A 26,359-nucleotide genomic window follows, 5' to 3' on the forward strand; every position below is an offset into this window, starting at 1 on the left:
ATCTCCTTACCGTATTTCGAAAAAATAAAAATGCCTCTCAATGAAGAGAGGCATGGATATACTTGGCAAGTAACCATCCTCTTATTTTCCAAAATACATATTGTATTTTGCAGGAATTAGCACCTATTCGCAGTAAATTTAACTAGAATGGTTGCCGGGCTTCGTCGGGCCAGTCCCTCCACCGCTCTTCATAAGAGTTTTTATGAATTAATTTATTTCATATATCTTATAATTTATTGGTTGAAAAGTCAATTGATTTTATTTATTCCTACTACATCTAACTTTTCTTTTACTGGACAATGATAAATGCATCGATACCAGTGTTTCGTACAACCTGTAAATGATTTTCTGCGTTTTTCCTGCTTTTAAATGCGCCAGCCTGAACACGATACCAATTCTCATCTGAAATTGTAACCTGTTCAACAAAAGCTTGAATGCTTTTGGAACTTAGAAAAGATACGCGTTTTCCTGCATTTTCTTTTGATTTGAAGGAACCAGCGATAACCTTATATAACTGTCCAGTGCCGTTTTTTTCTTGTAGGCTAAATGCTTGCGCCAATCCATTGACATGGCCTTCTGCAACACGTTGCTTCCATGCATCCTGCTTCATTAATGCGGCATTTCCACTATGATCGATAAAACCATTCTCCGTAAGCATTGCTGGCATGGATGATTCACGTAATACGTGGAAATTGGCTTTCTTTTTGCCGCGATTCCGCAATCCGTTAAGCTTAATAATTTCCGCATGCAGAATATCGCGATATCTTGCAGTTTGTGAATTGTCCGAAAGTGTACTATGAATAAAATCTTCATAACCATCAGAAGAGCTGTTAAACGCATTGCAATGAATGGATAGAAAATAATCAGCATCCCATGCATTTGCCTCGTTTGTCCGCTGAGCAAGGCTTTTTGCCGTATCCTCAGTACGACTCATACGAACAGTGACATTATCGTAGTTGCCAAGTAGCAGATCTCTTATTCGTAATGCAATATCTAATACAACGTCTTTTTCCTGCAATCCATTTCCGGTTGCTCCAGTGTCTGTTCCACCATGACCAGGGTCTAAATAAAGTTTCATTACAATCTCCTCCTACTATTAACTTATGGTTAATAAGAAAAACAGAATTGTACAAACAACACTGTCTTAAACAAAATCCATTATTGTCACCTTTATCGTCCTCATCGTTTATCTTTCATCTTTACAATCGAAATGAAAGTGAAGTTTGGGGTATATCATTAAAAAGAAAGCTGCTGGTTGGAAATAAATGATAGAGAGGAGAATATGGTGTTGTACGGTTATCATGAATAAATATACTTTTTCAGCTAAAACTATAGGAGTATAGTAGGAGGAGGCAGAATAATGAGTAATAACGAGAAGAAACACAACAATCAATTTAGGGAAACAGAAAACTCGGGTGAGCATCGCAATGGACGCAAGAGTCCGTATAAGAACAGCAACTCCAAGGGTGGAGGAGCTCCAAATGAATATGTGACAGGAAAAGAGTAGAGCAAATGCGGATCAGTTATTGGATCCGCATTTTTAAATATATGATGCTTTACAATCAGACCGGCGGCAATTCAAAATATATAAGTTAATTAAGACTAAGCTGCAGCATATGTCTATTCTAAGTACTCTGTTGCGACAAAATCTTCAAATTTACATAACCTTTACATTCGACACATACTTACTTAACATTCAAACCTTATACTAGCAACTGAGGGCAAAAAGCCTCACAAAAATAAAGCATTCAATCAGGGGAGGACAATTTTACTATGAAGTTCAAAAAGTACCTAATGTTTCTACTTGTTGCAGCATTAGCGGTTGTGCTTGTTGCTTGTGGAGGAGAGACAGATGAGGACAACTCAGGAGAAACAGAAGAATCAAACAACTCTTCAGGAGAGACAGAAGGATCTGACGAAGCAGCTGAATTAGAAGGCAGCGTAGTAATCGATGGTTCTGGAACTGTTTATCCGTTAATGTCTAGACTTGCTGAAGAATATATGGTTAATGAGCAACAAGGAGTTTCTGTTGAAGTTAGCCGTGCTGGAACAAGTGCTGGATTCGAGAAATTTTTACAAGAAAATGGAACAGATTTTAACGATGCTTCTCGCCTAATTAAAGAAGAAGAGCAAGCAAAAGCTGAAGAACTTGGATTCGAGCCATTTGAAATGAAACTAGCTTTAGATGGTTTAACAATTGTTGTACACCCAGATAATGATTTTGCAACTGAATTAACAGCTGAGGAAGTACAAGGTATTTTCCTTGGAGAATATACAAACTGGTCTGACATCAACTCAGATTGGCCTGATGAAAAAATAAATACTTATGGACCAAACGAAAACCATGGAACATATGAATTCTTCTATGAAAACATATTAGAAGAACAAGATTTAGTAAGTGATATTAACCTTCAACAAGATTATTCAACTTTAGTAACATTAGTTTCTGAAGATAAAAATGCAATTGGATTCTTTGGATTTGGATATTATGACAGTAACCAAGATAGCTTACAAGCAGTGGGAATCGACTTTGGTGAAGGTGCAGTTCTGCCATCTCTTGATACAATTGGTGAGACAGGCCCATATGCTGACTACACACGTCCAGTATTTACGTACTTAAATCCAAGTCTTGCTCAGGAAAAACCACAAGTAATGGATTATGCACGTTATGTATTGGAAAACACAAATGATTTCGCTGGTGAAACAGGATTCGCTCCACTTCCAGAAGATGAGATCCAATCACAATTAGAAGCTTTAGAAGCGCTGAAATAAAAAACGTAATAGGGACGCTATTTAAGCAAAACACCTATATTAAAAATTCGACATATGACTCTAAATAAGATGAGGGCAGAATCAAGCTCTCATCTTATTGTGAGCTATAAGCGCTGGAAGGAGTGCACAAGGTAATGCCGACAAACAGCGGTAATCATAAACAGAACGCTGTAAATGTTAGAGAAATGATTGAAGAAAAGAGAAATTCGAGAAATATCTCTAATATAACAGAAAAACTAATTCCAACGATTCTATTTATTATAGCCAGTATCTCAGTTCTAACTACGATTGGAATTATTTATACACTATTATCCGAAGCAATTGAATTCTTTAAAATTGTTCCAATATGGGAATTTTTTACTGGAACTGTGCTCAAGCCAATGAGTCAGAACCCTGAATTCGGTGTGCTGCCACTTATCAATGGGACAATTATTTCATCGTTAATTGCAATGCTTGTTGCTGGTCCGATTGGTATTATGTCAGCAGTTTATTTAAGTGAGTATGCAACAGATAAAGTACGCAAAGTATTAAAGCCATTACTGGAAGTACTTGCTGGTATTCCAACTATCGTATACGGTTTTTTTGCATTTACCTTTGTAACACCAATTATTCGTTCGATTTTCCCCGAAGTAGAAGCAACAAATATCCTCAGTCCAGGAATTGTGATGGGGGTTATGATTATACCAATGATTGCATCCTTATCAGAAGATGCAATGACTTCTGTCCCTAATGCGATGCGTGAAGGTTCTTTAGCAATGGGGGCTACGAAGCTTGAAACGACATTTAAAGTAGTAATTCCGGCTGCATTTTCTGGAATTATTGCATCCTTTGTGCTTGGAATATCACGTGCAATTGGTGAAACGATGATTGTAACTATTGCTAGTGGTAGCTCCAAAAACTTTACTTTCGACATTACTCAATCTATGCAGACAATGACTGCATATATTGTTGAAGTTTCTGGCGGTGAAGCGGCTGCTGGAACAACTATATATTACAGCTTATATGCTGTTGCATTAACGCTATTTGTTTTTACACTTATTATGAATCTACTTGCAAGATATGTCTCTCGTAAGTTTAGGGAGGAATATTAAGAATGAACCAAGTAAATGCAACGAAAATGGAAAAAAGAATGCATGCACGTATTCGAAAGAATAATATTTTAAAAGTAGTATTCTTACTTGCGACATTATTTGGTCTTGCCGTGTTAGCTGTTTTACTCGTGCGAGTCATCACACAAGGTGCCGCATGGCTGGATTGGGATTTTATCACTGGAAGATTATCAACAAGTGCCGATCGTGCGGGAATTATGGGTGCCCTTCTTGGAACGGTGTGGTTAATGGTTGTTGTCATACCAGTTACATTAATTATTGGTGTTGGCTCGGCAATCTATCTAGAGCTCTATGCGAAAAAAGGAAAGCTTCAGTCATTTATTCAGACGAATATATCTAACTTAGCTGGGGTACCGTCTATTGTGTATGGTCTCTTAGGACTAACTATATTCTCAAGAGTGATGGGCTTAGGAAATGCAGTGTTAGCCGGTGGACTCACGTTATCTTTGCTTGTATTACCAATTTTGATTGTTTCTTCGCAAGAGGCAATTCGTGCAGTGCCAAAGTATTTGGCGGAGGCATCATATGGAATGGGGGCGACAAAATGGCAAACAATTAAAAATGTTGTATTGCCTGCCTCTTTACCAAGTATTCTTACAGGTGCAATCCTGTCATTATCCCGTGCAATTGGAGAGACAGCACCATTAACAGTTTTGGGGATTCCTGCATTGCTTATTCCATTCCCTGAAGGGTTATTTGACACATTTACAGCATTACCAATGCAAATTTACTATTGGACACTTGACTCTTCATTGGTTAAGGAATATGCCTATTTAGCTGCAGCGACCATTATCGTTTTATTAGTATTGTTGTTTTTATTAAACTCGGTAGCTATTTTTATTCGAAATAAGTTCCAACAGCGATATTAACGGTCATTTATCTAACGTGACATGCAAAGCCTAGATTTAAAGGAGTTGAAAATGATGAGTCTATCATCAGTTAAAAATAAAAGACCGGTTAAGATTAATCCGGAAACAGGTGCTGCTCAAGAGCCTGAATCCGTCGGTAAAGTAGTTTACGACACAAAGGAATTAAACCTTTGGTATACAGATACACACGCATTAAAAGATGTAAATTTGTCTTTCCGTGAAAAGGAAGTAACAGCGATTATTGGACCATCTGGCTGTGGAAAATCAACCTACATTAAAACGTTAAATCGGATGGTTGAGCTTGTTCCGGGTGTACGGACAACTGGGGAGATTACGTATAAAGGCAAAAATATCCTAGATCGTTCATTTAAAGTAGAAGATTTGAGAACAAAGGTAGGCATGGTGTTCCAAAAGCCCAATCCTTTCCCGAAATCAATCTATGAAAATATTGTATACGGACCAAAGATTCATGGAATTCGCAATAAAAAAGTGCTCGATGAAATTGTCGAGCGCAGTCTTCGCGGAGCATATATTTGGGACGAGGTAAAAGATCGCCTCAATGAAAATGCATATGGGCTATCAGGTGGACAGCAGCAGCGTTTATGTATCGCGCGCTGCTTGGCAATCGAACCCGAGGTAATCTTAATGGACGAGCCAACATCTGCACTTGATCCGAAATCAACACTGCGAATTGAAGAATTGGTGCAAGAGCTTAAGAAAGAATACTCAATTATTATTGTTACCCATAATATGCAGCAAGCAGCACGTATCTCAGACAAAACAGCATTCTTCCTAAACGGAGAAGTTATTGAATTTGATGAAACAAATACAATTTTCACGAATCCGTCTGATAGCAGAACGGAAGACTATATCTCCGGCAGATTTGGATAAGCTGTTTTGGTTCTGCGCTTCGGTTGATTACTGTATTTAAAATTAAAAAAGTCTCCTAATTGTTCGAAGTATCAGTGGTTAGCCCTAAAAGTTAAAGTTTTTATTATGCAGCTGATTGGCTGGATTGAGTTCAGAATTCGACTGGACTCAATCCAGCCAATTTCATTTTTGTTCGTTCATGGTAATACCAGTGAATATATTCTTTAATCCGACTTTTTAATTCTTCATAGCTTACTAATTCTTCCCCATAATACATTTCCTGTTTTAAAATACCAAAGAAATTCTCCATCGAAGCGTTGTCTGCACAGGTTGCTTTACGTGACATGCTTTAGAATACTTTATTTTTCTTTAATGTTCTCACCCATTGGTTGTGCTGATAATGCCAGCCTTGGTCGGAATGAATGGTGGTACGATAAATTGCGCGATTCTTTATTATCTCCATCGTTTCTTTTAAAGGGTTCATGACAAGATCTAACGTGGGACGTTTCTTGATTTCAAACGCAATGATTTCCCAATTATAAAGGTCGAGAAATCGGTTTTAAGTATAACTTCTCTTCACCTAGACATTTGAATTCTGTAATGTCGGTTACTAATATTTGAAGAGGAATAGATGTGCTAAAACGGCGGGGTAATCGGTTTTTCGCTACTTTTTCAACCTTCCCCTTATAGGAATTGTACTTGGTAACAAGCTTTATTTTAAATTCTTCACTATATTTAGACATAAAAACACCCCCAAAAGTTAGTTTCTTACTCTAACTTTTGGGGGTTGGTACTGTATCTTCGACATAAATGGGAGGCTTTTTTCTTTTGTATTATTAGCAGAGTTCTGCTGATTTGCAAATTAACTTAATGTTTTAAATAATATGATGCAGGCGTAATATCACGAAATACGGAGGATTACTAAGAAAATCACATCATAAACTTTATAAAATAAAAATTGTATACATTTTTAGTACTGTATGGAGTTATATGATGTTTTCTATTATCTATTTATTTCCCTATACTAATATAGTATTCAACACGGAGGTGCTTTAAAAATGTTAGAGTTTCATAATGTTACAAAGCGTTATGGTAATGGTAAGCCAGCTGTTAACAGTTTGAATTTAACAATTGAAAAGGGCGAATTTATATGTTTTATCGGTCCAAGTGGTTGTGGTAAAACAACAACAATGAAAATGGTAAACCGCTTAATTGACATATCAGATGGAGCCATTTTAGTTGATGGGAAAAATATAAAGGAGCAAGATCCAGTCGAATTGCGCAGGTCTATAGGGTATGTAATCCAACAAATTGGGTTGATGCCACATATGACAATTAGAGAAAATATTGTGCTTGTAGGTACATTGCTCAAATGGTCTAAAGAGAAAAAAGATAAACGAGCATGTGAGCTAATCAAGCTAGTAAATTTACCTGACACATATCTTGATAAATATCCACATGAATTGAGTGGGGGACAGCAACAGCGAATCGGTGTATTACGTGCGCTTGCTGCAAATCCGCCATTGATATTAATGGATGAGCCATTTGGTGCACTTGATCCGATTACAAGGGATGCCTTACAGGAAGAATTTAAAAAGTTGCAAAGAGAATTAAATAAAACAATTGTCTTTGTTACACATGATATGGATGAGGCATTAAAGCTTGCAGATCGGATTGTCATTATGAAGGATGGAGAAATTGTTCAAGTTGATACACCAGATGAGATTCTCAGAAATCCGGCAAATGAATTTGTAGAAGAATTCCTTGGAAAAGACCGGTTAATTCAAGGTCGTCCAGATGTCACAACGGTCGGACAAATTATGAATAGTACTCCAATTACCGTACAAATCGGTACCACTTTAAAAGCCGCTATTACGAAAATGCGAGATGAACGGGTTGATTCCCTCCTTATTACGGATTCAAATAATGTTTTAAAAGGCTTTTTAGATATTGAATCCATTAATAACAATTACAAAAAGGCAAATACAGTGGAGGAAGTAATGGTAACGGACATTTATTCTGTATCTCAAGACAGTTTGTTGCGTGATGCGATTCACAAGATACTCAGACGCGGTGCACAATATGTTCCTGTTGTGGATGAAGGTCATCGTTTGGTGGGAATTGTCACACGGGCAACACTTGCAACCCTTGTTTATGACACAATTTGGGGCGATGGAACAGAATTTGAAGAAATTGTAGCGAATGCGGAGTAGGAGGTAGAACGGATGAAGGATTTTTTTGCTACATTTGGAAATGATTTATTAATTAAAACGTGGGAACATTTATTTATTTCTGTTGCAGCCATCTTGCTTGGGGTGCTAGTTGCGATACCTTTAGGAATTTTGCTTTCAAGGGCGCCAAACTTTGCCGATCGATTTATTTCTTTTATTGGCATTCTGCAAACGATTCCAAGCCTTGCAATTTTAGCATTTTTTATTCCAATTTTAGGTGTTGGAAAACTGCCTGCCATTATTGCGCTGTTTTTCTATTCATTACTGCCGATTCTACGTAATACGTACATCGGAATCCGGGATGTAAATCCAGGAGTAGTTGAAGCTGGAAAAGGCATGGGAATGAGTGCTTTGCAATCGATTATAAAAGTAGAATTTCCAATGGCACTTCCAGTAATTATGGCTGGTGTTCGTCTATCAACGGTTTATTTGATCGGTTGGGCAACATTGGCAGCATTTATCGGTGGTGGCGGTCTTGGCGACTTTATCTTTGATGGCTTAAACCTTTATCAGCCTTCCTTAATTATTGCAGGTACAGTACCAGCGACTATTCTTGCTTTAATTGCAGATCGCTTGCTGGCCTATTTGGAAAATCGTTTGACGCCCGAGGGGCTAAGGGATTCGTATGAAACTGTTTAAGCTTGGAGGTGAACATGTTGAAAAAGATATTTCATAAAGGAAGCATGGTTTTGCTTTTACTTGTAGTGCTTGCAGGCTGTTCCTTGCCAGGTCTGGCTAGTACGACAAAAGAGACGATAAAAATAGGTGCCTTAGGTACATCTGAATCACAGATTTTAGCTGAAATATTATCGATTATGATTGAACGGGAAACAGATGCCAGTACCGAACTTGTGACACATCTTGGTTCATCAATTGTTCAACATCAAGGGATGTTGAGAGGAGACCTTGATATAACAAGTACACGTTATACGGGTACAGACCTATCTGGAGCACTTGGGATGGACCCGATTACCGATCCAAAGAAAGCACTTGACATTGTAACAAAGGAATTTCAGGACCAATTTAATGAAACATGGGCAGCGCCTTATGGCTTTGAAAACAGCTATTCTGTTGCTGTGACAACAGAATTTGCCGAGCAACATAACATCGAAACCATTTCTGATCTCGAACCTTTCGCGGATGACCTGCGTTTTGGTGTAGATAATGCCTGGGTCAATCGCAAAGGAGATGGGTATGATGGGTTTCAGGAAGCCTACTTTTCATTTGGTCATGTTTTCCCAATGAATATTGGTCTTGTGTATCAGGCGGCAGCTACTGGCCATATGGACGTTGTGCTGGCTTATTCTTCAGACGGGAGAATTAAGGAATTTGATTTAAAAGTTCTTGAGGATGATCGGCGATTCTTCCCGCCATATGATGCCTCAGCTGTTATTGATAATGAGATTTTGGAAAATTACCCAGAGATTGCAGCAATTACAGAACGTTTGCATGGACAAATTTCTACAGAAACCATGCAGGAATTAAATTATAAAGCGGATGTTCAATTAATGAGTCCACAAAAAGTTGCCATGGAGTTTCTAGAAGCGAATAACTTCTTTGAGGATATGGAGAAAGGGGAGAAGTAATATGGATACATTGGAACAGTTCGTGCAATATGTCACCCAAAATGGTGGTTATATATGGGTACAGTTTTACAGACATTTTCTAATGGCAGCGTATGGTGTTCTATTTGCCGCAATTATTTCGATTCCTTTAGGTATTCTTATTGCAAAATATGGGAAGTTGAGTAGCTGGGTACTGGCACTTGGAAGTATTATTCAAACGATTCCGGCCTTAGGGGCAATGGCTGTCATTATGATTGTCATGGGACTTGGCACCAATACGGTAATTGTTACATTAATGCTATATTCGATTCTGCCGATTGTGCAAAACACCTATGTCGGGATGAAAGACGTTGATAAAACGGTTATTGAAGCAGGCTTTGCTTCTGGGATGACTCGATTTCAACTACTACGAATGGTTGAGCTTCCCCTTGCGATTAGTGTCATTATGGCAGGGATACGGACGGCACTAGTTATTGGAATTGGAATTGCTGCAATTGGTGCATTTGTTGGTGCAGGAGGGTTAGGGTCCATCATCCTAACAGGAACGAATGCAACGGATGGAACAGCTATTATTCTAGCAGGTGCGATACCTACAGCGTTGATGGCCATTATTGCAGATTTAATTATGGGTTGGATTGAACGGAAACTCCAACCAATTAAATCATCTAAATCAAGCGCAGCATAAAAGGCGGAAAAATAGAAGTTTATGCCTGAATCTATCATTAGAGGTGATTGTCTTGGGAGAAATCGGAATTAGAGTTGAAAAAAATGTTCCTTGTTCATTAACGGATGGGACGGTTCTTCGGTCTGATGTGTATCGTCCAGATGATGAAAAAAGCTATCCAGTGTTAATGATTCGGTTGCCATATGATAAAGAAACACCACGTTATTATGATGAATATTTGGAAGTGCCTCGGATGGTGCAAGCAGGCTATGTTGTTATTCTTCAAGATGTAAGGGGGAGATTTGCCTCAGAAGGCGAATTTTATCCATTTATGTATGAGAGACGTGATGGCTATGAGGCAGTAGAATGGGCGGCAAAACTTCCTTATTCAAACGGAAAAGTTGGACTGTTTGGTATGTCTTATCATGGCTATACCCAGTTAGCTGCAGCAGTAGAAAGGCCCCCTTCCTTAAAGGCGATTGTCCCAGTGATGACGGGAGCAGACCTTATGGGAAACTTTCTAGGAAGAAAGGAAGAGGCTCAACCAGTAGCTAAACTGGAAACCTGGGTTTTAGGTTCGATGTTAGAGGATCAGCTGAAAAGGGAAGGGAACTTTGACAAAAAGAAATTTCATTATTATTTAGAAAATCTGGCAGAACGGTTATCTGATGCTCCTGCTGATGAATGGAAGCCGATCAAAGACCTTGATCCTGATTCGTATTATTTTGATTTTATGAAGGGGCGATTATCCAAAACATTTAAAGACCATGTAAACCTCAAGGGAAAACTAAATGAAGTGGATATTCCAGCATTATTCATAGGTGGCTGGTTTGACGGATTATTGGCACCAACTTTAGAAGCCTATCAAACTTATAAGGGAACAAAAATGCTCTGGATTGGTCCATGGACGCATGAAGAAATGACAGGTCGATGTGGGGAGCGCTTTTTTAACCATGCTGCTTCTAATCTTGGTGTAGACAATATTGCAGACCCTACAGAAATTCATATTAAATGGTTTGATAAATGGTTGAAGGAGAAGCCAATGCCTTTCGAAAAACCAGTCCATCTTTATTTGATGGGACAGGATCGTTGGGAAGCCTTTGAGGAATGGCCGATTCAAAATGCTGTAAAGTCAAGGGAAGTATACCTCCATAGTCAAGGGATGTCACAAAGCCGAAATGGAGATGGGAAATTAACATATCAACCTGCCTCTGCAGAAACTAAAAGTGCTTTAAAACTAGACCCGAATCATCCAGTTCCTACTCGTGGAGGGGGGACGCTCATTGCGGGACACGCGTCCGGTATGTTTGATATGAGTGATATACAAGATCGAGAAGATGTTCTTGTCTATACGAGTACGGAGCTTGAGGAAGATCTTCCAATGCTAGGTTCAATTAAAGCTAGTATTTGGGCATCTTCCCCATCTGAGCTTTTGGATATATCCCTAAGGCTGTCAGTAGTTGATAGCCAAGGACGTTCGTATAATATCATCGATTCATTTCATAGAAAAAAGGTGGAAAATGAGAATCAGCCAGTTTGTTTGGAAGTCGAAATAGGTTCTACCGCATATACCTTGAAAAAAGGCCATCGCATACGTCTCGATATAGCAGCAAGCAATGCGCCACTATATGATATTAACTTAAATAACGGAACAACAACAAAGACACATACTGAAGGGAAATCTGCAGTGGAATATATTTATCAAGGTGGAGATAAAGCATCAAAATTGATCTTACCAATTGCGAGGTAATGGGATGCTTTTCTTATCTGCATAACTGCTAACAATGCATGCGCTAGGGAAGCTAGCGAATGCCAATTTTTCAAATATTTTAGTGGAAATAAGCCATAAAAGGGTGAGGACATTGAGGAATGATGACGAACGGATTGACGACGTAAAAACACAATTCATTGAAAAAATAACGGACAATATGAATGCATTCGGTGTTTCCACAAGTATAGGACGTGTGCTTGGAATTATATATATGAACAGGGAACCAATGACACTGGATGAGCTATCAGAAGAAACAGGGATGAGTAAAACACGGATGAGTCAGGTAGTCCGTGAAATGATTGATTTAAATATTGCGGAACGTGTCTTTAAAAAAGGGGTTCGGAAAGATTTATTTCGAGTGGAAGAAGATTATTATCAAACATTCATTCTTCTGTTTACCTCTACATGGAAAAAGGCTATTCAGCGCAGCAGTTCTTTTGAACAGAGAATGATGAAACAAATGAATCAATTACAAGCAGATTCAGGATTGACGGAAGAAGATGAACTGAACCTAAATGAACTTCTAAAAGAAATGAAGGAATGGATGGATTACTATGATTGGATCCACCGTGTAACGGAGTTTTTTGAAAGTGGAGAAATCTTTAAACATGTGCCAAAAAAAGAACGGGGGAATGAAGCGTGAATAAAAAAGTGATATTATCGTGTGCAGTAACAGGAGCAGGAGATACGACTACAAAAAGTGCCCATGTACCAGTAACGCCAAAAGAGATTGCAGATTCGGCAATTAAAGCAGCGAAAGCAGGGGCTGCCATCGCACATATACATGTGCGTGATCCGAAAACTGGAAAATTAAGTCATGATGTCAATCTGTTTCAAGAAGTTGTCGAACGAATTCGTGCATCAGAGACAGATGTCATTATTAACCTTACCTCTGGTGGAGGTGGAGATTGGATACCAAGTGATGAAGACCCCACAAGAGGCGGAGAAGGAACCGATATTCAAACACCTGAAGAACGTCATGAACCGATAGGAAAACTACTGCCGGAAATGTGTACCCTTGACTGTGGCAGTATTAACTTTGGTGATATGTTATACGTTAGTCCAACAGATTGGTTAAGGAAACAGGCGAAATTTGTAAAGGAAAGTGGTGTCAAAGCCGAATTAGAATGTTTTGATACAGGTCATGTTCGGTTTGCTAATCAATTAATTGAAGAAGGTTTAGTTGAAGGGAATCCAATATTCCAGTTCTGCCTCGGTATTCCATGGGGAGCAGCAGCAGATGCGGAAACCATGGCATATATGAAAAGCCGAATTCCCGAAAATGCGAAATGGGCAGCTTTTGGAATTGGTCGAATGCAAATGCCAATTGTTGAGGAGTCTATTCGCCAAGGTGGAAATATTCGTGTAGGTCTGGAAGATAATCTGTATTTGAAGAAGGGTCAGCTTGCAACAAATGAACAGCTTGTTGATAAAGCTGTTGAGATAGTCCATTCCTTCGGTTCTGATGTAATGACACCTGCTGAAGTACGAAAACATCTCAATTTACTGAACCCATATGGAAAGGAAGCCTAACAGTATGACAAATGACACATCAATCCAAAACATCACGGTTGTTGGTACAGGTGTAATTGGTAATGGATGGATTACGCGCTTTTTAGCAAATGGTTACCATGTAACTGCTTTTGATCCCGATCCGAAGACGGAAGAAAAGACACGTGCAGCTGTTGAGCGCGCATGGCCGTGGATGGAGGAAATGGGACTGCATAAAGGAGCTTCAAAGAATAAGCTAAGCTTTCATTCAAATTTAGAAAAAGCATTAAAAGATGCGGACTTTGTACAGGAAAATGTTCCTGAGCGTGAGGGTTTAAAACGAAAGGTTATTGCTGATATTGATACGTATGCGAAAAAAGAAGCAATCATCGCATCCAGTACATCTGGAATATTACCAAGCACTTTACAGGCGGATTGTCACAAATCTCCGGAGCGGGTTATTGTCGCTCATCCCTTTAACCCAGTTTACCTAATGCCACTTGTTGAACTTGTTGGTGGGGAAAAGACAGATGTAAATACGATCGAAAAGGCAAGAATTTTCTATGATTCTCTAAAGATGAAGCCTCTTGTTGTTCGGAAGGAAATTGAAGGACACATTGCAGACCGCTTAATGGAAGCAATCTGGCGTGAGTCTCTTCACATTGTGAATGATGGGGTAGCGAGTACAGATGAAGTAGACGCCTCCATTATATATGGACCAGGGCTTAGGTGGGCATTAATGGGGCCGTTCATGACACTGCATATGGGCGGTGGAAAAGAAGGAATGCGTCACTTATTGGAACAATTCGGACCGGCATTGAAATTACCATGGACGAAATTAGAAGCACCAGAATTAACAGAGGAATTAGCTGACAAAGTCATTACCGGATGTGAAGTCCAAACGGCTGGTGTAGAAATGGAAGAATTGGAAGATCGCAGGGACGAATTTTTAATGGAGCTCCAGCAGCTATTGGAAAAATATTGGCCAGGATCAATGTTATCAGGAAAATTATAAGCAGCGTTTAATTGGTTTAAGAGGAGGTAAGCACGCTTGAGTAAAGCAAAATTAATAATCCAAGATAAAGTACCAGAGGCTTGGATTGACTACAATGGACACATGAATGATGCAGAATATGTTCGAGCATTCAGCTGGGGTGTCGATCAATTTATGAACGAAATTGGGATGACTGAGGATTTCCTGGCGAAGAGCAAGTATACGATTTATACAATGGAAAATCACATTTGCTATTTAGATGAAATGAAACTGGATGAACCATTTGAAGTCTTTATGAACGTGATTGATTATGATATTAAACGAGTCCACCTTTTCTTTGAACTGTACGGCGAAGATGGAAAGCGAGCTGCAACGAGTGAACAATTGCTAATGGGAATTAACCAGGAAGAAGGAAAAGCATCGCCTTTTCCGGAGGAAATTTTCAACCATATAGAAGAACTTGCAACTAAACACAAACCGGCAGAAAAACCAAAAGAAGTTGGGCGTGTTATTGGAATTAGAAAAAAGAAATGAACAAAAAAAGTGGTTTCCCATTATCATAGTGGGAAACCATTTTTTTTATTATATGTTAAAAAATTGATATAAATGCCTTGTTAATATACGCTTAAATGAAGGATTGTTCATATTAGAAAACGAGGAGTTGAGTACAAGGATGGAATTTAACGATTTCACAGCAGCTCAGGTCAGAATAGCAAGACCGACGGATAAGTTTGAAGAGGTTATTGATTTTTATGTGAATGGTTTAGGGCTCAGACAGATCCAACGTTTTAAAGGGAATAGAGGATACGAAGGTGTTATTATTGGATTGCCGGATGTTAATTACCATTTGGAATTCACTCGTCATATTGATGGAAGTCCGTGTCCTGCACCTAGCAAAGATAATCTATTAGTCTTCTACATAACAAATAAACATGAAATCAGTAAAGTGTCTAAACGATTAGAAAAAATGGGCTATAAAGAGGCAGAGCCCGAAAATGGATATTGGAAAGAACAAGGTATCACGATAGAAGATCCAGATGGATGGAGAATCGTGTTAATGAACAGGTCGTATGCGTAAGGAATATATATAAACAGCGAAAGGGCACTTTTTCCATGTTGCGGTAGTAAATACCTCTTTTTCTTCTGCGCCTGTATTAAAGTGGAAAAACTAGTTTTAAAGTGATCGAGATTAGGGTAGATAGTTTTATGTATATCATAAGTGGAGGTGTGTTATCATCAAGTATATTTTATCGACGATTGTATGTATGGTTGGATTTGGAATGTTTTTGGAAACGGCTTCTGCAGAAAAGGTTCACACAGTAAAGGCGGGGGAAAGTTTATTTCGAATCGCCCAAAACTATCAAGTAGATTTTAATACGTTAATTGCTGCAAACCCATCTATCACAGATCAAGAACATATTCAGACTGGACAAGCAATTAACATACCAGATGAGAGCGGTCTACCTTTTACAGTTACTGCTTATACGGCTGGTTATGAATCTACTGAAAAACAGCCAGGCGATCCTGCTTATGGCATAACCGCATCTGGAGCAATGGTAGAAGAGGGAAATACAATTGCGTGTCCGCAAGCTCTTCCATTTGGAACTAAAATACATATTCCAGAATTGGATGAAACGTATGTATGTCAAGATCGGGGCAGTGCGATTACAAATGGCAAGCTGGATATTTATATAGAAAACTTAGACGATGCATTGGAATTCGGAGTGCAGCAGCTGCAGGTTAAAGTGTGGCCTTATTAAGGTAAAGTAATTATCTTATGAGTTAAATACTGATAAAATGAGGCGGGACAAAACTAAGGTTGTTTCGTGTTAAACACTTGGTTTTGTCCTGGCCTCATTTATTTAACAGATGAACGGTTTAGCTCACCGGCCCATTCGTAATCGCAGTAAGCTTGGAATTGATAGCAAAGATTTTGGCATTAACTTTTGTAATGCCAAAGCTTGCTAAACGTTTCGTATGCATATTCAGATAGCTTTCAGCTGTTTCCTTTGTTTCAAAAACATAAATTCCGCCAGCTTCGTTTGTTTCAGGACTCTCTGTCCAGATTTTCCATAGGAAGCCAGCTTCTTCATTGATGCTTTTCGCTAAGTCAGAAAATGCATCTGCCATATCCTCTCCGAATGGTCCATCCATGTTAAAATCGACTTGCAATACGTATGCCATAATCATTCTCCTTTGTTTACTTCGTTGTTGTAAAGTAGTACTCTCCTAGAATTTCCTGCTTTTGATATTGGTCGGCAGAAAGCTCTTTTTCAACAAAAGCGTTAAGATCAGTTTGGTCCACATCATACATAACTTCAATTTCTTTGGCAAATAGAAGCTCTTCCTTTTCAAGCAGGTCAGCAAGGGAAGGTTGCTGCTTTGGCTGGATTTCCTCCTGATTTAGAACTTGTTTTAAGCCGTCAACATAGTATTCAAAAGGACGTCCTCCAACAATTTTTACGCCTTTATTTTCCTCGTTGACCATGATAATTGTAGGGAAACCACGGGCACCTAAGCTTCTCGTCAGAGCGAAATCTTCCTCCAATAATTGTTGTCCGATTGGTTGTTCAGCCTCATTTACAATCGCTACTCCATCAAGACCAAGTTTATTTACAGTGTCAATCATAACCGTTTTATCTGAAATATTTTGGTTAAAAGCAAAAAGTGCTTCTCGTGCACGACGTAAATATTCAAATGCAATCTCCGCATTATGATTTTTTTGAATCACCTTAAACACGCGGGAAGGTGGAAAAGAAGATTGAACAGGATTATCAATCATTAAAGATCCGTCAATTGGCATTCTGGAATGCTCTCCAACCTCTCTCCAGTGACCAGCAACATCAGCTGGTTTAAAAATTCCGTTTGCAGGATCGATTGGACCATCATGCCATTTTTCCAGTAACCCACCCATAACCGTATGAACGATAAAATAATCACCATACTGTCGGGTGAAACGACGGAGAACTGGTTCAATTGCCCAGCAATGCGAACAGATTGGATCTGTTACATAATAAAGATTAATCGACTTTTTTGGTTGGTTAAAGTCAATCATCTCCATTTCTTCTCCTTCCGCTATCCCGCATACACCAGTTTCTAAATCGCAAATCATATTTTTATTGTTGTTCACTTTATACTCCTCATTTCTGTACATATAAGATAAGCGAGAAAAAGGGCTATGCCTTTTTCCCGCGCTTTTTATTATGTTATAAATTAGTTTCGAATTGTTTTTAAACCAGCAGACCAAGCTACGACCTCATTCAGCATAGTTTGAACGGTTTCTTCATGAAACGCGGCTGGTTTAAAGGTTCTCATTTCTTCAAAATCTGTGAAAAGGCTTAGTGCGGGCTGCGTTCCTACTGTTGCTACTTTTGGTACAGTTAAAATTAAGCGTAAATTATTTGCCGCTGTAACTCCAAGTGTAGAACCATAACTTACGATCCCTGCAGCTTTATTATTCCATTCCACATATAAATAATCGATGGCATCCTTTAACCCAGAAGTAACCGCTTTGTTGTATTCAGGTGTGACAAAAACAAAGCCGTCAAGCTCATTAATTTTCTCAGACCAAGCTTTTGCTTCTGGGGCTTGGTAATCTTGTGACATAATAGCCGGAATCGGTTCATTGAATTTTGGCAGGTTGTAAGCTTTAATATCAACCACTTCAAATTCAGCATCTGTTCGCTTATCTGCGATGGATTTCACCCATTCTGCAACTTGCAAATTTACTCTTGAATCTCTTGTACTACCAGTAATAATTCCAATTTTAAGCATGATAAATCCTCCTGGAAATGTTTTATGAAATGCCCTTTATAAGACGCAATTTAGTTGCTTTATAATTGAATTTTAAGCCATAATAAAAAGTAACAACACCAATAGTTCGATGTATTTGTTGTTTATCCAACACATTGAAGAAAGTGTTTAAAAAGTGGAAGGGAGATCACTATGACGAAGGCCAAAACGGATCCCCGAATTTTGCGTACCCGAAAGTTAATTATGGATGCTTTTATGGAGCTTTCAGGTAAGAAGGAATTTAAGGATATTACGATTAAGGATATTACAGCTGAAGCTATGATAAATCGTGCGACATTCTATTATCATTTTGAAGATATATATGACCTGTTGGAAAAGGTATTATCAGAGGTATTATTAGTTAATTTGGATTGTGGTTTCTATCAGAATAACAAACTAGATGAAGAATCGCTTGTTAAGATTTTCTTAGCGATTACGAATTTCCAGAAATCATTATCCAATCGCTGCCATAGAGGATACGAGGATACCATTGCCCGGATTATCAGGGAGCAGCTTGAAGTTGTTTTTTACAAAATGCTATTAAACCAAAATAAAGCTGAAAAGGATGATGCTCTGAAAATTACGGCTATTATATTAAGCTGGGGAATTTACGGTGCTTCTGTTGAATGGAGAAGAGATGCTAAAGGAATGACTCCAGAGGAATTTATCAAATTAGCAATACCATCCATTATTTCTGGGGCTGATCTTAGTTCTGAAAAATAATAAGGCTCTTTTTGAATAAATGATTTAACTATTCAATGAAAAAAGGAGATATGAATATGAACAATTCATTACAGGAAGAAATTCAAGAACTTTATCAAAAGTTAATTGATGCTTGGAACAAACGTGATGCTAAGGGAATGGCTGAACAATTTTCAGAACAGGGAGTGCAAATTGGGTTTGACGGAAGTAAGGTAGTTGGAAGAGCAGAGATTTTATCCCATGTTAAACCGATATTTGAAGATCACCCTACCGCACCTTTTTTAACAAAAATTAAATCCATCAAACCTTTAGGAAAAGATGCAGCAATCTTACATGCGATTGCAGGGATGATCCCACCAGGAAAAACAGACATTGAACCTGACGTAAATGCTCACCAGACACTAGTTGCAGTGAAAATAAATGATAACTGGCAAATTGAGCTGTTCCAAAATACCCCTGCCCGATTTCACGGAAGACCTGAATTAGTCGAGCAAATGACTGAAGAGTTAAGGGAGTTGCTTGAATAACTGAGTTAGGAACAGTTCATTTGGGTAAGGAAATGAAGTTTTGATTAGATTTGAGGGGAAAAGATGAGCTATCTTATGGGGATCGATTTAGGAACTTCAAGTGTAAAGGTAATTATTATGAATGAATATGGGGTGATTGAAAGTACAGCTCAAACTTCGTACGGTATCTCAATACCAGAAAAAGGTTTTGCTGAACAAGATCCGGAAGTATGGTGGAGCGCTACAGTAAAGACTATTCAGTTAGCTTTAAAAGAGGCGAGTATACAATCTAATGAGATTAAAGGTATTGGTTATTCCGGTCAAATGCACGGAATGGTTTTAATCGATAAAAATGGTAATGTTATTCGTCCAGCAATCATATGGTCCGATCAAAGAACAATCAATGAAGTTGATGAAATTAATTCCAGCTTAGGGAAAGATTACGTCGGCAAAGTAACATTAAATCCGTTATCAACAGGTTTTCAAACACCATCTTTATTATGGGTAAAAAAATATGAGCCGACTTCGTATAAAAAAATAAATAAGGTTTTGCTACCGAAAGATTATATTCGTTTCAGAATGACTGGAGAAAATGGAACAGATGTAACAGATGCTTCAGCGACACTTGCATTTGATACAAAAAATAGGGTTTGGTCGAAAGAACTTATCTTAAAATTGGGTTTGAATCCAGATATATATCCTATTGTTAAAAACCCCTCTGATATAGCTGGAGAAGTAACGTTAAAGGCAGCTGAAGAAACGGGATTACACAAAGGTACCTTAGTTGTTTACGGCGGTGGAGATCAACCAATGCAATCGATTGGAAACGGGATTGTAAAACCAGGCCAAATTTCTTTGACTATTGGAACTGGAGGAATTGTTTATTCTGTTACAGCCGAGCCCAAATATGATTATAAATTAAGAACCAATACATTTTGCAATGCTGTACAAGGAACCTGGAACATCATGGGGGCAAATTTGGCTGCGGGTTTATCATTGAGCTGGCTTAACAGAAATATATTATCAACTTTATCTTATAAAGAACTAAATGAGCTTGCTGCTAGTATAAGTCCTGGAAGTGAAGGATTGATCTTCTTACCTTATTTAATTGGGGAAAGAACACCGCACATGGATGCTTCTGCTAGAGGGACCTTTTTAGGATTAACGTTAAAACATACGAAGGCTAATCTAGTCCGGTCAGTTATGGAAGGTGTTGTTTTTGCTTTCAGGGATTCTATTGAGATCTTTAAAGGACTAGATATAAAAATGGATAAATTCATTGCATCTGGCGGGGGAGCACGTAGCGATATTTGGTTAAATATACAAGCCAACATATTGAATCAAGAAATTTATAAAGTAAATCAACCTGAACAGGCTTGTGTGGGTGCTGCTATTGTGGCTGGCGTTGGTGTTGGTTTATATGATTCTATAGAAGAAGCATGTACAAACATTATTAAGATTAAAGAGGACCCTATTCAACCCGATCCTCAGATTGTTGATCTTTACAATGAAACATATCCATTATATAAAGAGATCTATCAACAAAACATGGAAACCTTTCGCAAATTAGGTGGAGTAAATTATTAAGTGGAAGGATTGGGACACCTATTAAAAGTTTAGTTTAAATTTCAAAAACAAAACCGTATGAAATCAAAGTTTTAAATTAAACCTATGCGGATTATTCATGAAAAAGTTATGTCCTAATGTCCTAACTTCTTTATTGCAGAATTGGAAATTCCAAAAAGAGAACCGGATTCCGCTCTGCTCATTAAGAGGGGAATTATTCTGTATGAAGTGTATAAATAATGATGCCTTCCCTTATGATTTGTTCCCTAGTTCTTTATTCAATTGGTCACAAAAACGATATCACATGAGTAGATACCATTTAATTCATCAATGACTTCTAATAACTCGTATTTCTCGAAAACTGCAAAGTAACTTGGTGTGTTGACAAAGTCTCGCTTTTCTGCAATAATAAATCCAACTAAATACTGGTACCTTTAATTCAGTCCTGTGAGGCTGACAAGGATAGCGAAAAAAATAAGCATAGAGGAAGAGGTGTACCTGTATACCCTCTTAAGCTATAGGCTTATAAAAAGGCTTCTTGTCAGAAATGGCAAGAAGCCTTTCTTTTTTCCAACTCGTGTGTTCTCAAACACCGACACCTTCCTCGGTACCAGATAAAATTCGAGGAGGAATTAACATGCAAAAAATAGATAAAGAGTTTTCATTACAGCCTGTACCACAGGCAAGCCGGAATGGTTTCTGGAAAATGTTTATGCTCATGATGGGATTAACATTTTTCTCAGCAAGTATGCTTTCAGGTGGACAACTAGGAATGGGACTGACATTCACGGAGTTTATTTGGGTCGTTATAGCTGGTAATTTACTGCTAGGAATCTATACTGGAGCACTTGCTTTTATTGCGGCGAAAACGGGTTTATCTACGCACTTGCTTGCAAGATATGCATTTGGTGAGAAAGGCTCTTATCTGTCATCCTTTTTATTGGGGATAACACAAGTGGGCTGGTTCGGTGTCGGTGTGGCAATGTTTTCTGTGCCGGTTCATGCAGCAACTGGTATTAATATGTATGTATTGATAATTGTTTCAGGACTATTGATGACAGCGACGGCTTTCATTGGAATCAAAGCTTTAACCGTTCTAAGCTTTATCGCTGTGCCTTCCATCGCACTTCTTGGTGGCTATTCCGCACTTAATGCAACAAATGCTGCTGGAGGAATTGAAGCACTTATGGGATACCAACCAGCAGAAGCAATGGGATTAGCGACCGCATTGACAATATGTATCGGTTCCTTCGTTAGCGCAGGGACGCTTACTCCCGATTTCGCTCGTTTCTCTAAATCAAAGGGTACGGCTGTATCGACTACAGTAGTGGCTTTTTTTATCGGTAATACGTTCATGTTTTTATTTGGAGCAATTGGGATGTTTGCGTTTGGTTTAGCTGATATTTCGGAAGTAATGTTTATGCAAGGGCTGATGCTGCCGGCTATTATTGTGCTGGGGCTTAACATCTGGACAACGAATGATAATGCGTTATATGCATCTGGCTTAGGCTTCTCGAATATTACAAAGATTGCTAAAGGAAAGCTCGTTATTGTCAATGGTATTGTTGGGACGGTCGCTGCAATGTGGTTATTTAACAACTTTGTTGGATTTCTTACAATACTAGGATCTACATTACCGTCAATAGGTGCAATTATTTTAGCAGACTTTTTCATCTTGAGAAGAGGCAAATACCCGGCATTTGATACAATGAGATTTAAGGCGGTTAACTGGATTGCAATTGCGGCTTGGGTTGGAGGGATTGCTGCAGCAAACTTATTGCCAGGAATTCCGCCAGTCAATGGCATTATTGGGTCTGGGGCACTGTATTTAGCTGGAATGATTATTGCTGAAAAAGTATCTGCAAAAAATGGTTTAAAACAAGTACACAAAGGAGATTTAATTCGTGAACATTAAAAATGCAAAGCTAAGAGGAAAAGAAGGTTTATGGGATATAGAAGTTGTGGCTGGGAAAATTAATCAAGTTTCTCCTCACACAGAAGGTGGAGATGATTCAAATGCATTGGATGTAAATGGAGCGCTCGTACTTCCACCGTTTATTGAGCCGCATATTCATTTGGATACAACGCTTACTGCTGGTGAGCCGACCTGGAATCAAAGCGGGACATTATTTGAAGGGATACAGCGCTGGTCCGAGCGGAAAGAAACATTAACAATTGAGGATGTTAAAACGAGATCAAAAATGGCTTTAAAGTGGCAAATAGCACAAGGAATTCAGCATGTGCGTACACATGTCGATGTCACGGATCCGGATCTGACAGCTTTACAGGCGATGCTTGAGGTGAAGGAAGAAGTTGCGCCGTATGTAGATTTGCAGCTTGTTGCTTTCCCGCAGGAAGGAATTCAGTCGTTTCCAAAGGGAGCTGAACTGCTTGAAGAAGCATTAAAGATGGGGGCAGATGTTGTTGGTGGAATTCCGCATTATGAATTTACCCGGGAATACGGCGTATCCTCTATGAAAACAGCCTTTGACCTTGCAGAAAAATACAATTTGCTCGTTGATATTCATTGTGATGAAATAGATGATGAGCAATCCCGCTTTGTAGAAATTGTGGCAACCGAGGCATATGAACGTGGTCTTGGCTCCCGTGTAACGGCGAGCCATACAACAGCAATGGGTTCTTATAATGATGCATATGTCTCCAAGCTCTTTCGTATTTTAAAAATGTCGGGGATTAACTTTGTATCGAACCCTCTTGTAAACATTCATTTACAAGGTCGCTTTGATACATATCCGAAACGCAGAGGGCTGACAAGAGTAAAAGAATTACAGGAAGCTGGCATGAATGTGAGCTTTGGTCATGATGATATATTTGATCCATGGTATCCGCTAGGAACCGGAAATATGCTGCAAGTATTGCATATGGGGATACATGTCGCTCAATTGATGGGCTATGAGCAAATTGTGAATTCAATCGATATGATTACAACAAATAGCGCTAAAACATTACACATTGAGGATCAATATGGGATTGAGGCTGGAAAACCAGCTAATTTTATCGTACTTGATGCTGAAAATGAATATGAAGCAATTCGTAAGCAAGCGAAAGTCCGATACTCCATCCGTAATGGAGCAATTATTGCAGAAACAAAACCAAGTGAAACGACTGTCACTTTGAATAAAATGGAATTCGTAGACTTTAATAAGGCATAACCGAAAAACGGTTATGCCTTTTGGCTTGTTTGGATGATGGAAAAGATGGTGGCGGAGCGAAAAAGAAGTCGAATTGGAACCGAAATAATGGATACGAAGAGAAAAAAACAGCGCCTGAGGGCAAAACCTGCATTCCAGTAATTTATAATGCACTATATGTTTGCTATAATGTATGCATTGTTTAAGTATAGGAGTGTCTGAGATTGTTGAAATTAGGAAAAATTATTACGCATATAGCTGTATTATATGGAATCTTTTTAATCGGGAACTGGATTCAGGCAACGTTTCATTTGATAATACCTGGCAGTGTGATTGGAATGATTCTGTTATTTATATTGCTTTACACAAGGAGTATAAAAGTAAGCTGGATTGAAGATGGCACACGATTATTTGTTAGCCATTTAACATTGTTCTTTATCCCTGCAACTGTCGGTATTGTAAACTATTTGCAGCTTTTTAAAGGTAAAGGAATTCTATTAATCATCATTGTACTTATAAGCACGGCACTTGTTATGGGGGTATCTGGTGTTGTGAGCCAGTGGTTTGTTAGAAAGAAGGAATTGCATCATGAATAATATTGTAATAGGTTTGTTAGCTATAATAGGAACATTAATCGTATATCTTTTTATGTGGAAGCTGCATCGCAGGATTTTGCTTCCAGTTACATTGCCGATTTTTCTAGGATCTATTGTTATTGTTTTGGTATTACTTATTTTTCATATTGATTATGATACGTATATGATTGGAGGAGAATGGATTAATCAGCTGCTTGGCCCAGCAGTAGTTGCATTAGCCTATCCGCTGTATCAGCAGCGTGATCTTCTCAAACGGTTATTTTTTCCAATCCTGATGGGTACCTTTGTCGGTGCTGTTGTTGGAATTATGTCAGGAGTTTTGCTTGCAAAATGGCTTGGAGTTGAAGAATTCATTATTTACTCATTAGTGTCCAAATCCGTAACTACGCCTGTTTCGATTGTGATTGCCGACTCCCTTGGAGGTGCGATGCCTCTTGCGGCAGTTTTTGTTATGCTTGCTGGAATGGGTGGTGTGTTGATAGCCCCATTTATATTTAAGGCTTTTAAAATTGATCATGTTATCGGACGTGGAGTAGGAATTGGGAGTGCATCCCATGCAATTGGTACAGCTCGGGCGATGGAAGATGGACCATTAGGTGGATCTGCCAGTACGGTTGCAATGGTGTTAAGTGCCATAATTGTATCGATCATTGCGCCGATTTTAGTTGTGTGGATGGTTTAAAGCCCAAAACAGAATCTTTGATAAATACAATCTGCTTTGAAATAATGTAGAGGGTTACCAAATCTATCGTCAAAGGGGATGTACAAATGAAGGTTTTAGTAATTGGAGCAAATGGTCAGATTGGTAAACATCTCGTTCGTTTACTACAAGAAAGCGAAGAACATACGGTAACAGCGATGGTCCGGAAAGAAGAACAGGCAAAGGAACTGGAAGCGGACGGAGTGGACACCATTCTAGCTAATCTAGAAGATAGTGTAGATACACTGACCCAAGCAGTAATCGAATCAGGTGCAGAAGCTATCATTTTCTCAGCGGGCTCAGGCGGAAGCACAGGACCGGATAAAACATTGCTAATTGACTTAGATGGAGCGGTTAAATCGATGGAAGCAGCGGAAAGAGCAGGCGTCAATCGGTTTGTTCTTGTCAGTGCCATTCAGGCGCATAATCGCGAAAGCTGGGCTGATAGTCCAATTAGGCCTTATATGGTTGCAAAGCATTATGCAGACAAAGAGCTGGTGGCTAGTTCTCTAAACTATACGATCGTAAGACCTGGCAACTTATTAAATGAACCTGCGATCGATAAGGTTTCAGCAGCGGAAAACTTAGAAAGAGGCGGTATCCCAAGAGAGGATGTAGCCAAGGTATTGATTGCTTCGTTAACAGAAGAAGCCACGTATCGGAAAAGCTTTGATTTAGTTTCAGGTGAATCAGCAATTTCAGATGCGATTAAGCAACTATAATATGATTTGAAATTTTTCACAGACGTATGCTAAAATGAATATAGAATATTTCTTTGACATCTGTCAAAGGGGAGTAGCGGTGGAATCAAGTGATTCCAAAATAAAGTCGTCATTACATGATGGATTCCATCATCGGCTTTATTGGCAGAACATGCTAAGCGAGACCTTTGCCCAATCATGGGTTAGGTCTCGCTTTTTTTAGGGTAAATAAGGGAATATAGGCATACTTATTTGCATGATGGAGCCTAATCCAATGATCAATGAAACAGATGTGTCCTAACAGTGCC

30 protein-coding genes and 2 riboswitches are annotated in these 26,359 nt (G+C 38.8%); of the genes, 24 read left to right on the forward strand and 6 right to left on the reverse strand.

Annotated elements, in window-relative coordinates; all coding sequences use genetic code 11:
• Nucleotides 1-78 precede the first annotated feature (78 nt).
• A riboswitch (SAM riboswitch) is annotated at nucleotides 79-197 on the reverse strand.
• A gap of 92 nt (nucleotides 198-289) precedes the next feature.
• Complete coding sequence (locus NSQ77_RS12290; protein ID WP_339226292.1) at nucleotides 290-1,078, reverse strand: N-acetylmuramoyl-L-alanine amidase; 789 nt, start codon at nucleotides 1,076-1,078, stop codon at nucleotides 290-292.
• Nucleotides 1,079-1,360: 282 nt separating this feature from the next.
• On the opposite strand from NSQ77_RS12290, the gene NSQ77_RS12295 reads away from it, so the two are divergent.
• The 5 genes from NSQ77_RS12295 (at nucleotide 1,361) to pstB (ending at nucleotide 5,641) form a co-directional block, all read left to right on the forward strand.
• Nucleotides 1,361-1,507: a hypothetical protein gene (locus NSQ77_RS12295; RefSeq protein ID WP_339226293.1), complete on the forward strand. Its 147-nt coding sequence runs from the start codon at nucleotides 1,361-1,363 to the stop codon at nucleotides 1,505-1,507.
• A 266-nt stretch (nucleotides 1,508-1,773) separates the two neighbouring features.
• Entirely contained in the window at nucleotides 1,774-2,772 is a 999-nt protein-coding gene (locus NSQ77_RS12300) for a PstS family phosphate ABC transporter substrate-binding protein (protein WP_339226294.1), read from the forward strand.
• 134 nt (nucleotides 2,773-2,906) lie between these two features.
• The gene (pstC, locus tag NSQ77_RS12305) at nucleotides 2,907-3,863 is read left to right on the forward strand and encodes a phosphate ABC transporter permease subunit PstC (RefSeq protein WP_339226295.1); all 957 of its coding nucleotides are present in this window, start codon (nucleotides 2,907-2,909) and stop codon (nucleotides 3,861-3,863) included.
• A 2-nt stretch (nucleotides 3,864-3,865) separates the two neighbouring features.
• Nucleotides 3,866-4,750 (forward strand): phosphate ABC transporter permease PstA, encoded by an 885-nt coding sequence (gene pstA, locus NSQ77_RS12310; RefSeq protein ID WP_339226296.1) that lies wholly within the window; start codon nucleotides 3,866-3,868, stop codon nucleotides 4,748-4,750.
• Nucleotides 4,751-4,804: 54 nt separating this feature from the next.
• Nucleotides 4,805-5,641: a phosphate ABC transporter ATP-binding protein PstB gene (gene pstB, locus NSQ77_RS12315; protein ID WP_339226297.1), complete on the forward strand. Its 837-nt coding sequence runs from the start codon at nucleotides 4,805-4,807 to the stop codon at nucleotides 5,639-5,641.
• A gap of 130 nt (nucleotides 5,642-5,771) precedes the next feature.
• On the opposite strand, the gene NSQ77_RS12320 is transcribed toward pstB, so the two are convergent.
• Together NSQ77_RS12320 and NSQ77_RS12325 are read right to left on the reverse strand one after the other, a co-directional pair.
• Nucleotides 5,772-5,966, reverse strand: coding sequence for an IS3 family transposase (locus NSQ77_RS12320; RefSeq protein WP_339226298.1), 195 nt, complete (start codon nucleotides 5,964-5,966; stop codon nucleotides 5,772-5,774).
• 190 nt (nucleotides 5,967-6,156) lie between these two features.
• Nucleotides 6,157-6,363 (reverse strand): hypothetical protein, encoded by a 207-nt coding sequence (locus NSQ77_RS12325; RefSeq protein ID WP_339226299.1) that lies wholly within the window; start codon nucleotides 6,361-6,363, stop codon nucleotides 6,157-6,159.
• A 315-nt stretch (nucleotides 6,364-6,678) separates the two neighbouring features.
• Here NSQ77_RS12325 and NSQ77_RS12330 point away from each other — a divergent pair, with 315 nt between their 5' ends.
• From NSQ77_RS12330 to NSQ77_RS12380, 11 genes are all read left to right on the forward strand, one after another.
• Nucleotides 6,679-7,833 carry a betaine/proline/choline family ABC transporter ATP-binding protein gene (locus NSQ77_RS12330; protein WP_339226300.1) on the forward strand — a complete coding sequence of 385 codons (1,155 nt, stop codon included), beginning with the start codon at nucleotides 6,679-6,681 and terminating at the stop codon, nucleotides 7,831-7,833.
• A 12-nt stretch (nucleotides 7,834-7,845) separates the two neighbouring features.
• Entirely contained in the window at nucleotides 7,846-8,490 is a 645-nt protein-coding gene (locus tag NSQ77_RS12335) for an ABC transporter permease (RefSeq protein WP_339226301.1), read from the forward strand.
• A gap of 14 nt (nucleotides 8,491-8,504) precedes the next feature.
• A complete protein-coding gene (locus NSQ77_RS12340; protein ID WP_339226302.1) occupies nucleotides 8,505-9,437 on the forward strand; it encodes an osmoprotectant ABC transporter substrate-binding protein in 933 nt (310 codons plus the stop codon).
• Between the two features lies 1 nt (nucleotide 9,438).
• Nucleotides 9,439-10,101, forward strand: coding sequence for an ABC transporter permease (locus tag NSQ77_RS12345; RefSeq protein WP_339226303.1), 663 nt, complete (start codon nucleotides 9,439-9,441; stop codon nucleotides 10,099-10,101).
• Nucleotides 10,102-10,153: 52 nt separating this feature from the next.
• On the forward strand, nucleotides 10,154-11,830 hold the full coding sequence (locus tag NSQ77_RS12350; RefSeq protein WP_339226304.1) for a CocE/NonD family hydrolase: 1,677 nt from the start codon (nucleotides 10,154-10,156) through the stop codon (nucleotides 11,828-11,830).
• Between the two features lie 112 nt (nucleotides 11,831-11,942).
• The gene (locus tag NSQ77_RS12355; RefSeq protein ID WP_339226305.1) at nucleotides 11,943-12,494 is read left to right on the forward strand and encodes a GbsR/MarR family transcriptional regulator; all 552 of its coding nucleotides are present in this window, start codon (nucleotides 11,943-11,945) and stop codon (nucleotides 12,492-12,494) included.
• Nucleotides 12,491-13,384 (forward strand): 3-keto-5-aminohexanoate cleavage protein, encoded by an 894-nt coding sequence (locus NSQ77_RS12360; RefSeq protein ID WP_339226306.1) that lies wholly within the window; start codon nucleotides 12,491-12,493, stop codon nucleotides 13,382-13,384. Before NSQ77_RS12355 ends, NSQ77_RS12360 begins: the two co-directional genes overlap by 4 nt.
• Nucleotides 13,385-13,388: 4 nt before the next feature.
• On the forward strand, nucleotides 13,389-14,357 hold the full coding sequence (locus NSQ77_RS12365) for a 3-hydroxyacyl-CoA dehydrogenase NAD-binding domain-containing protein (protein ID WP_339226308.1): 969 nt from the start codon (nucleotides 13,389-13,391) through the stop codon (nucleotides 14,355-14,357).
• Nucleotides 14,358-14,393: 36 nt separating this feature from the next.
• Nucleotides 14,394-14,870 carry a thioesterase family protein gene (locus NSQ77_RS12370; protein WP_339226309.1) on the forward strand — a complete coding sequence of 159 codons (477 nt, stop codon included), beginning with the start codon at nucleotides 14,394-14,396 and terminating at the stop codon, nucleotides 14,868-14,870.
• Nucleotides 14,871-15,009: 139 nt separating this feature from the next.
• Nucleotides 15,010-15,414 carry a VOC family protein gene (locus tag NSQ77_RS12375; RefSeq protein WP_339226310.1) on the forward strand — a complete coding sequence of 135 codons (405 nt, stop codon included), beginning with the start codon at nucleotides 15,010-15,012 and terminating at the stop codon, nucleotides 15,412-15,414.
• A gap of 202 nt (nucleotides 15,415-15,616) precedes the next feature.
• Nucleotides 15,617-16,096: a LysM peptidoglycan-binding domain-containing protein gene (locus tag NSQ77_RS12380; RefSeq protein WP_339226311.1), complete on the forward strand. Its 480-nt coding sequence runs from the start codon at nucleotides 15,617-15,619 to the stop codon at nucleotides 16,094-16,096.
• A gap of 118 nt (nucleotides 16,097-16,214) precedes the next feature.
• Here NSQ77_RS12380 and NSQ77_RS12385 read toward each other — a convergent pair whose 3' ends face one another.
• From NSQ77_RS12385 to NSQ77_RS12395, 3 genes are all read right to left on the reverse strand, one after another.
• Entirely contained in the window at nucleotides 16,215-16,520 is a 306-nt protein-coding gene (locus NSQ77_RS12385; RefSeq protein WP_339226312.1) for a monooxygenase, read from the reverse strand.
• A 16-nt stretch (nucleotides 16,521-16,536) separates the two neighbouring features.
• Entirely contained in the window at nucleotides 16,537-17,448 is a 912-nt protein-coding gene (locus NSQ77_RS12390) for a DsbA family protein (RefSeq protein WP_339231000.1), read from the reverse strand.
• Nucleotides 17,449-17,549: 101 nt separating this feature from the next.
• Complete coding sequence (locus tag NSQ77_RS12395) at nucleotides 17,550-18,110, reverse strand: NADPH-dependent FMN reductase (protein WP_339226313.1); 561 nt, start codon at nucleotides 18,108-18,110, stop codon at nucleotides 17,550-17,552.
• A gap of 171 nt (nucleotides 18,111-18,281) precedes the next feature.
• Here NSQ77_RS12395 and NSQ77_RS12400 point away from each other — a divergent pair, with 171 nt between their 5' ends.
• From NSQ77_RS12400 to NSQ77_RS12435, 8 genes are all read left to right on the forward strand, one after another.
• Entirely contained in the window at nucleotides 18,282-18,851 is a 570-nt protein-coding gene (locus NSQ77_RS12400) for a TetR/AcrR family transcriptional regulator (RefSeq protein ID WP_339226314.1), read from the forward strand.
• 56 nt (nucleotides 18,852-18,907) lie between these two features.
• A complete protein-coding gene (locus tag NSQ77_RS12405) occupies nucleotides 18,908-19,357 on the forward strand; it encodes an SgcJ/EcaC family oxidoreductase (protein ID WP_339226315.1) in 450 nt (149 codons plus the stop codon).
• A gap of 63 nt (nucleotides 19,358-19,420) precedes the next feature.
• A complete protein-coding gene (gene xylB / locus NSQ77_RS12410) occupies nucleotides 19,421-20,923 on the forward strand; it encodes a xylulokinase (RefSeq protein ID WP_339226317.1) in 1,503 nt (500 codons plus the stop codon).
• 616 nt (nucleotides 20,924-21,539) lie between these two features.
• On the forward strand, nucleotides 21,540-22,817 hold the full coding sequence (gene codB, locus NSQ77_RS12415) for a cytosine permease (protein ID WP_339226318.1): 1,278 nt from the start codon (nucleotides 21,540-21,542) through the stop codon (nucleotides 22,815-22,817).
• Entirely contained in the window at nucleotides 22,807-24,075 is a 1,269-nt protein-coding gene (locus tag NSQ77_RS12420) for a cytosine deaminase (RefSeq protein ID WP_339226319.1), read from the forward strand. The genes codB and NSQ77_RS12420 overlap by 11 nt, the downstream gene beginning before the upstream one ends.
• Nucleotides 24,076-24,281: 206 nt before the next feature.
• On the forward strand, nucleotides 24,282-24,650 hold the full coding sequence (locus tag NSQ77_RS12425; RefSeq protein ID WP_339226320.1) for a CidA/LrgA family protein: 369 nt from the start codon (nucleotides 24,282-24,284) through the stop codon (nucleotides 24,648-24,650).
• Complete coding sequence (locus NSQ77_RS12430; protein WP_339226322.1) at nucleotides 24,643-25,332, forward strand: LrgB family protein; 690 nt, start codon at nucleotides 24,643-24,645, stop codon at nucleotides 25,330-25,332. Before NSQ77_RS12425 ends, NSQ77_RS12430 begins: the two co-directional genes overlap by 8 nt.
• Before the next feature lie 86 nt (nucleotides 25,333-25,418).
• Nucleotides 25,419-26,072, forward strand: coding sequence for an SDR family oxidoreductase (locus NSQ77_RS12435; RefSeq protein WP_339226323.1), 654 nt, complete (start codon nucleotides 25,419-25,421; stop codon nucleotides 26,070-26,072).
• A 56-nt stretch (nucleotides 26,073-26,128) separates the two neighbouring features.
• Nucleotides 26,129-26,266, forward strand: a riboswitch (yybP-ykoY riboswitch).
• Nucleotides 26,267-26,359: the final 93 nt, after the last annotated feature.

Source organism: Oceanobacillus sp. FSL K6-2867, assembly GCF_037963145.1.
In the GTDB taxonomy this organism is placed as follows: domain Bacteria; phylum Bacillota; class Bacilli; order Bacillales; family Amphibacillaceae; genus Oceanobacillus.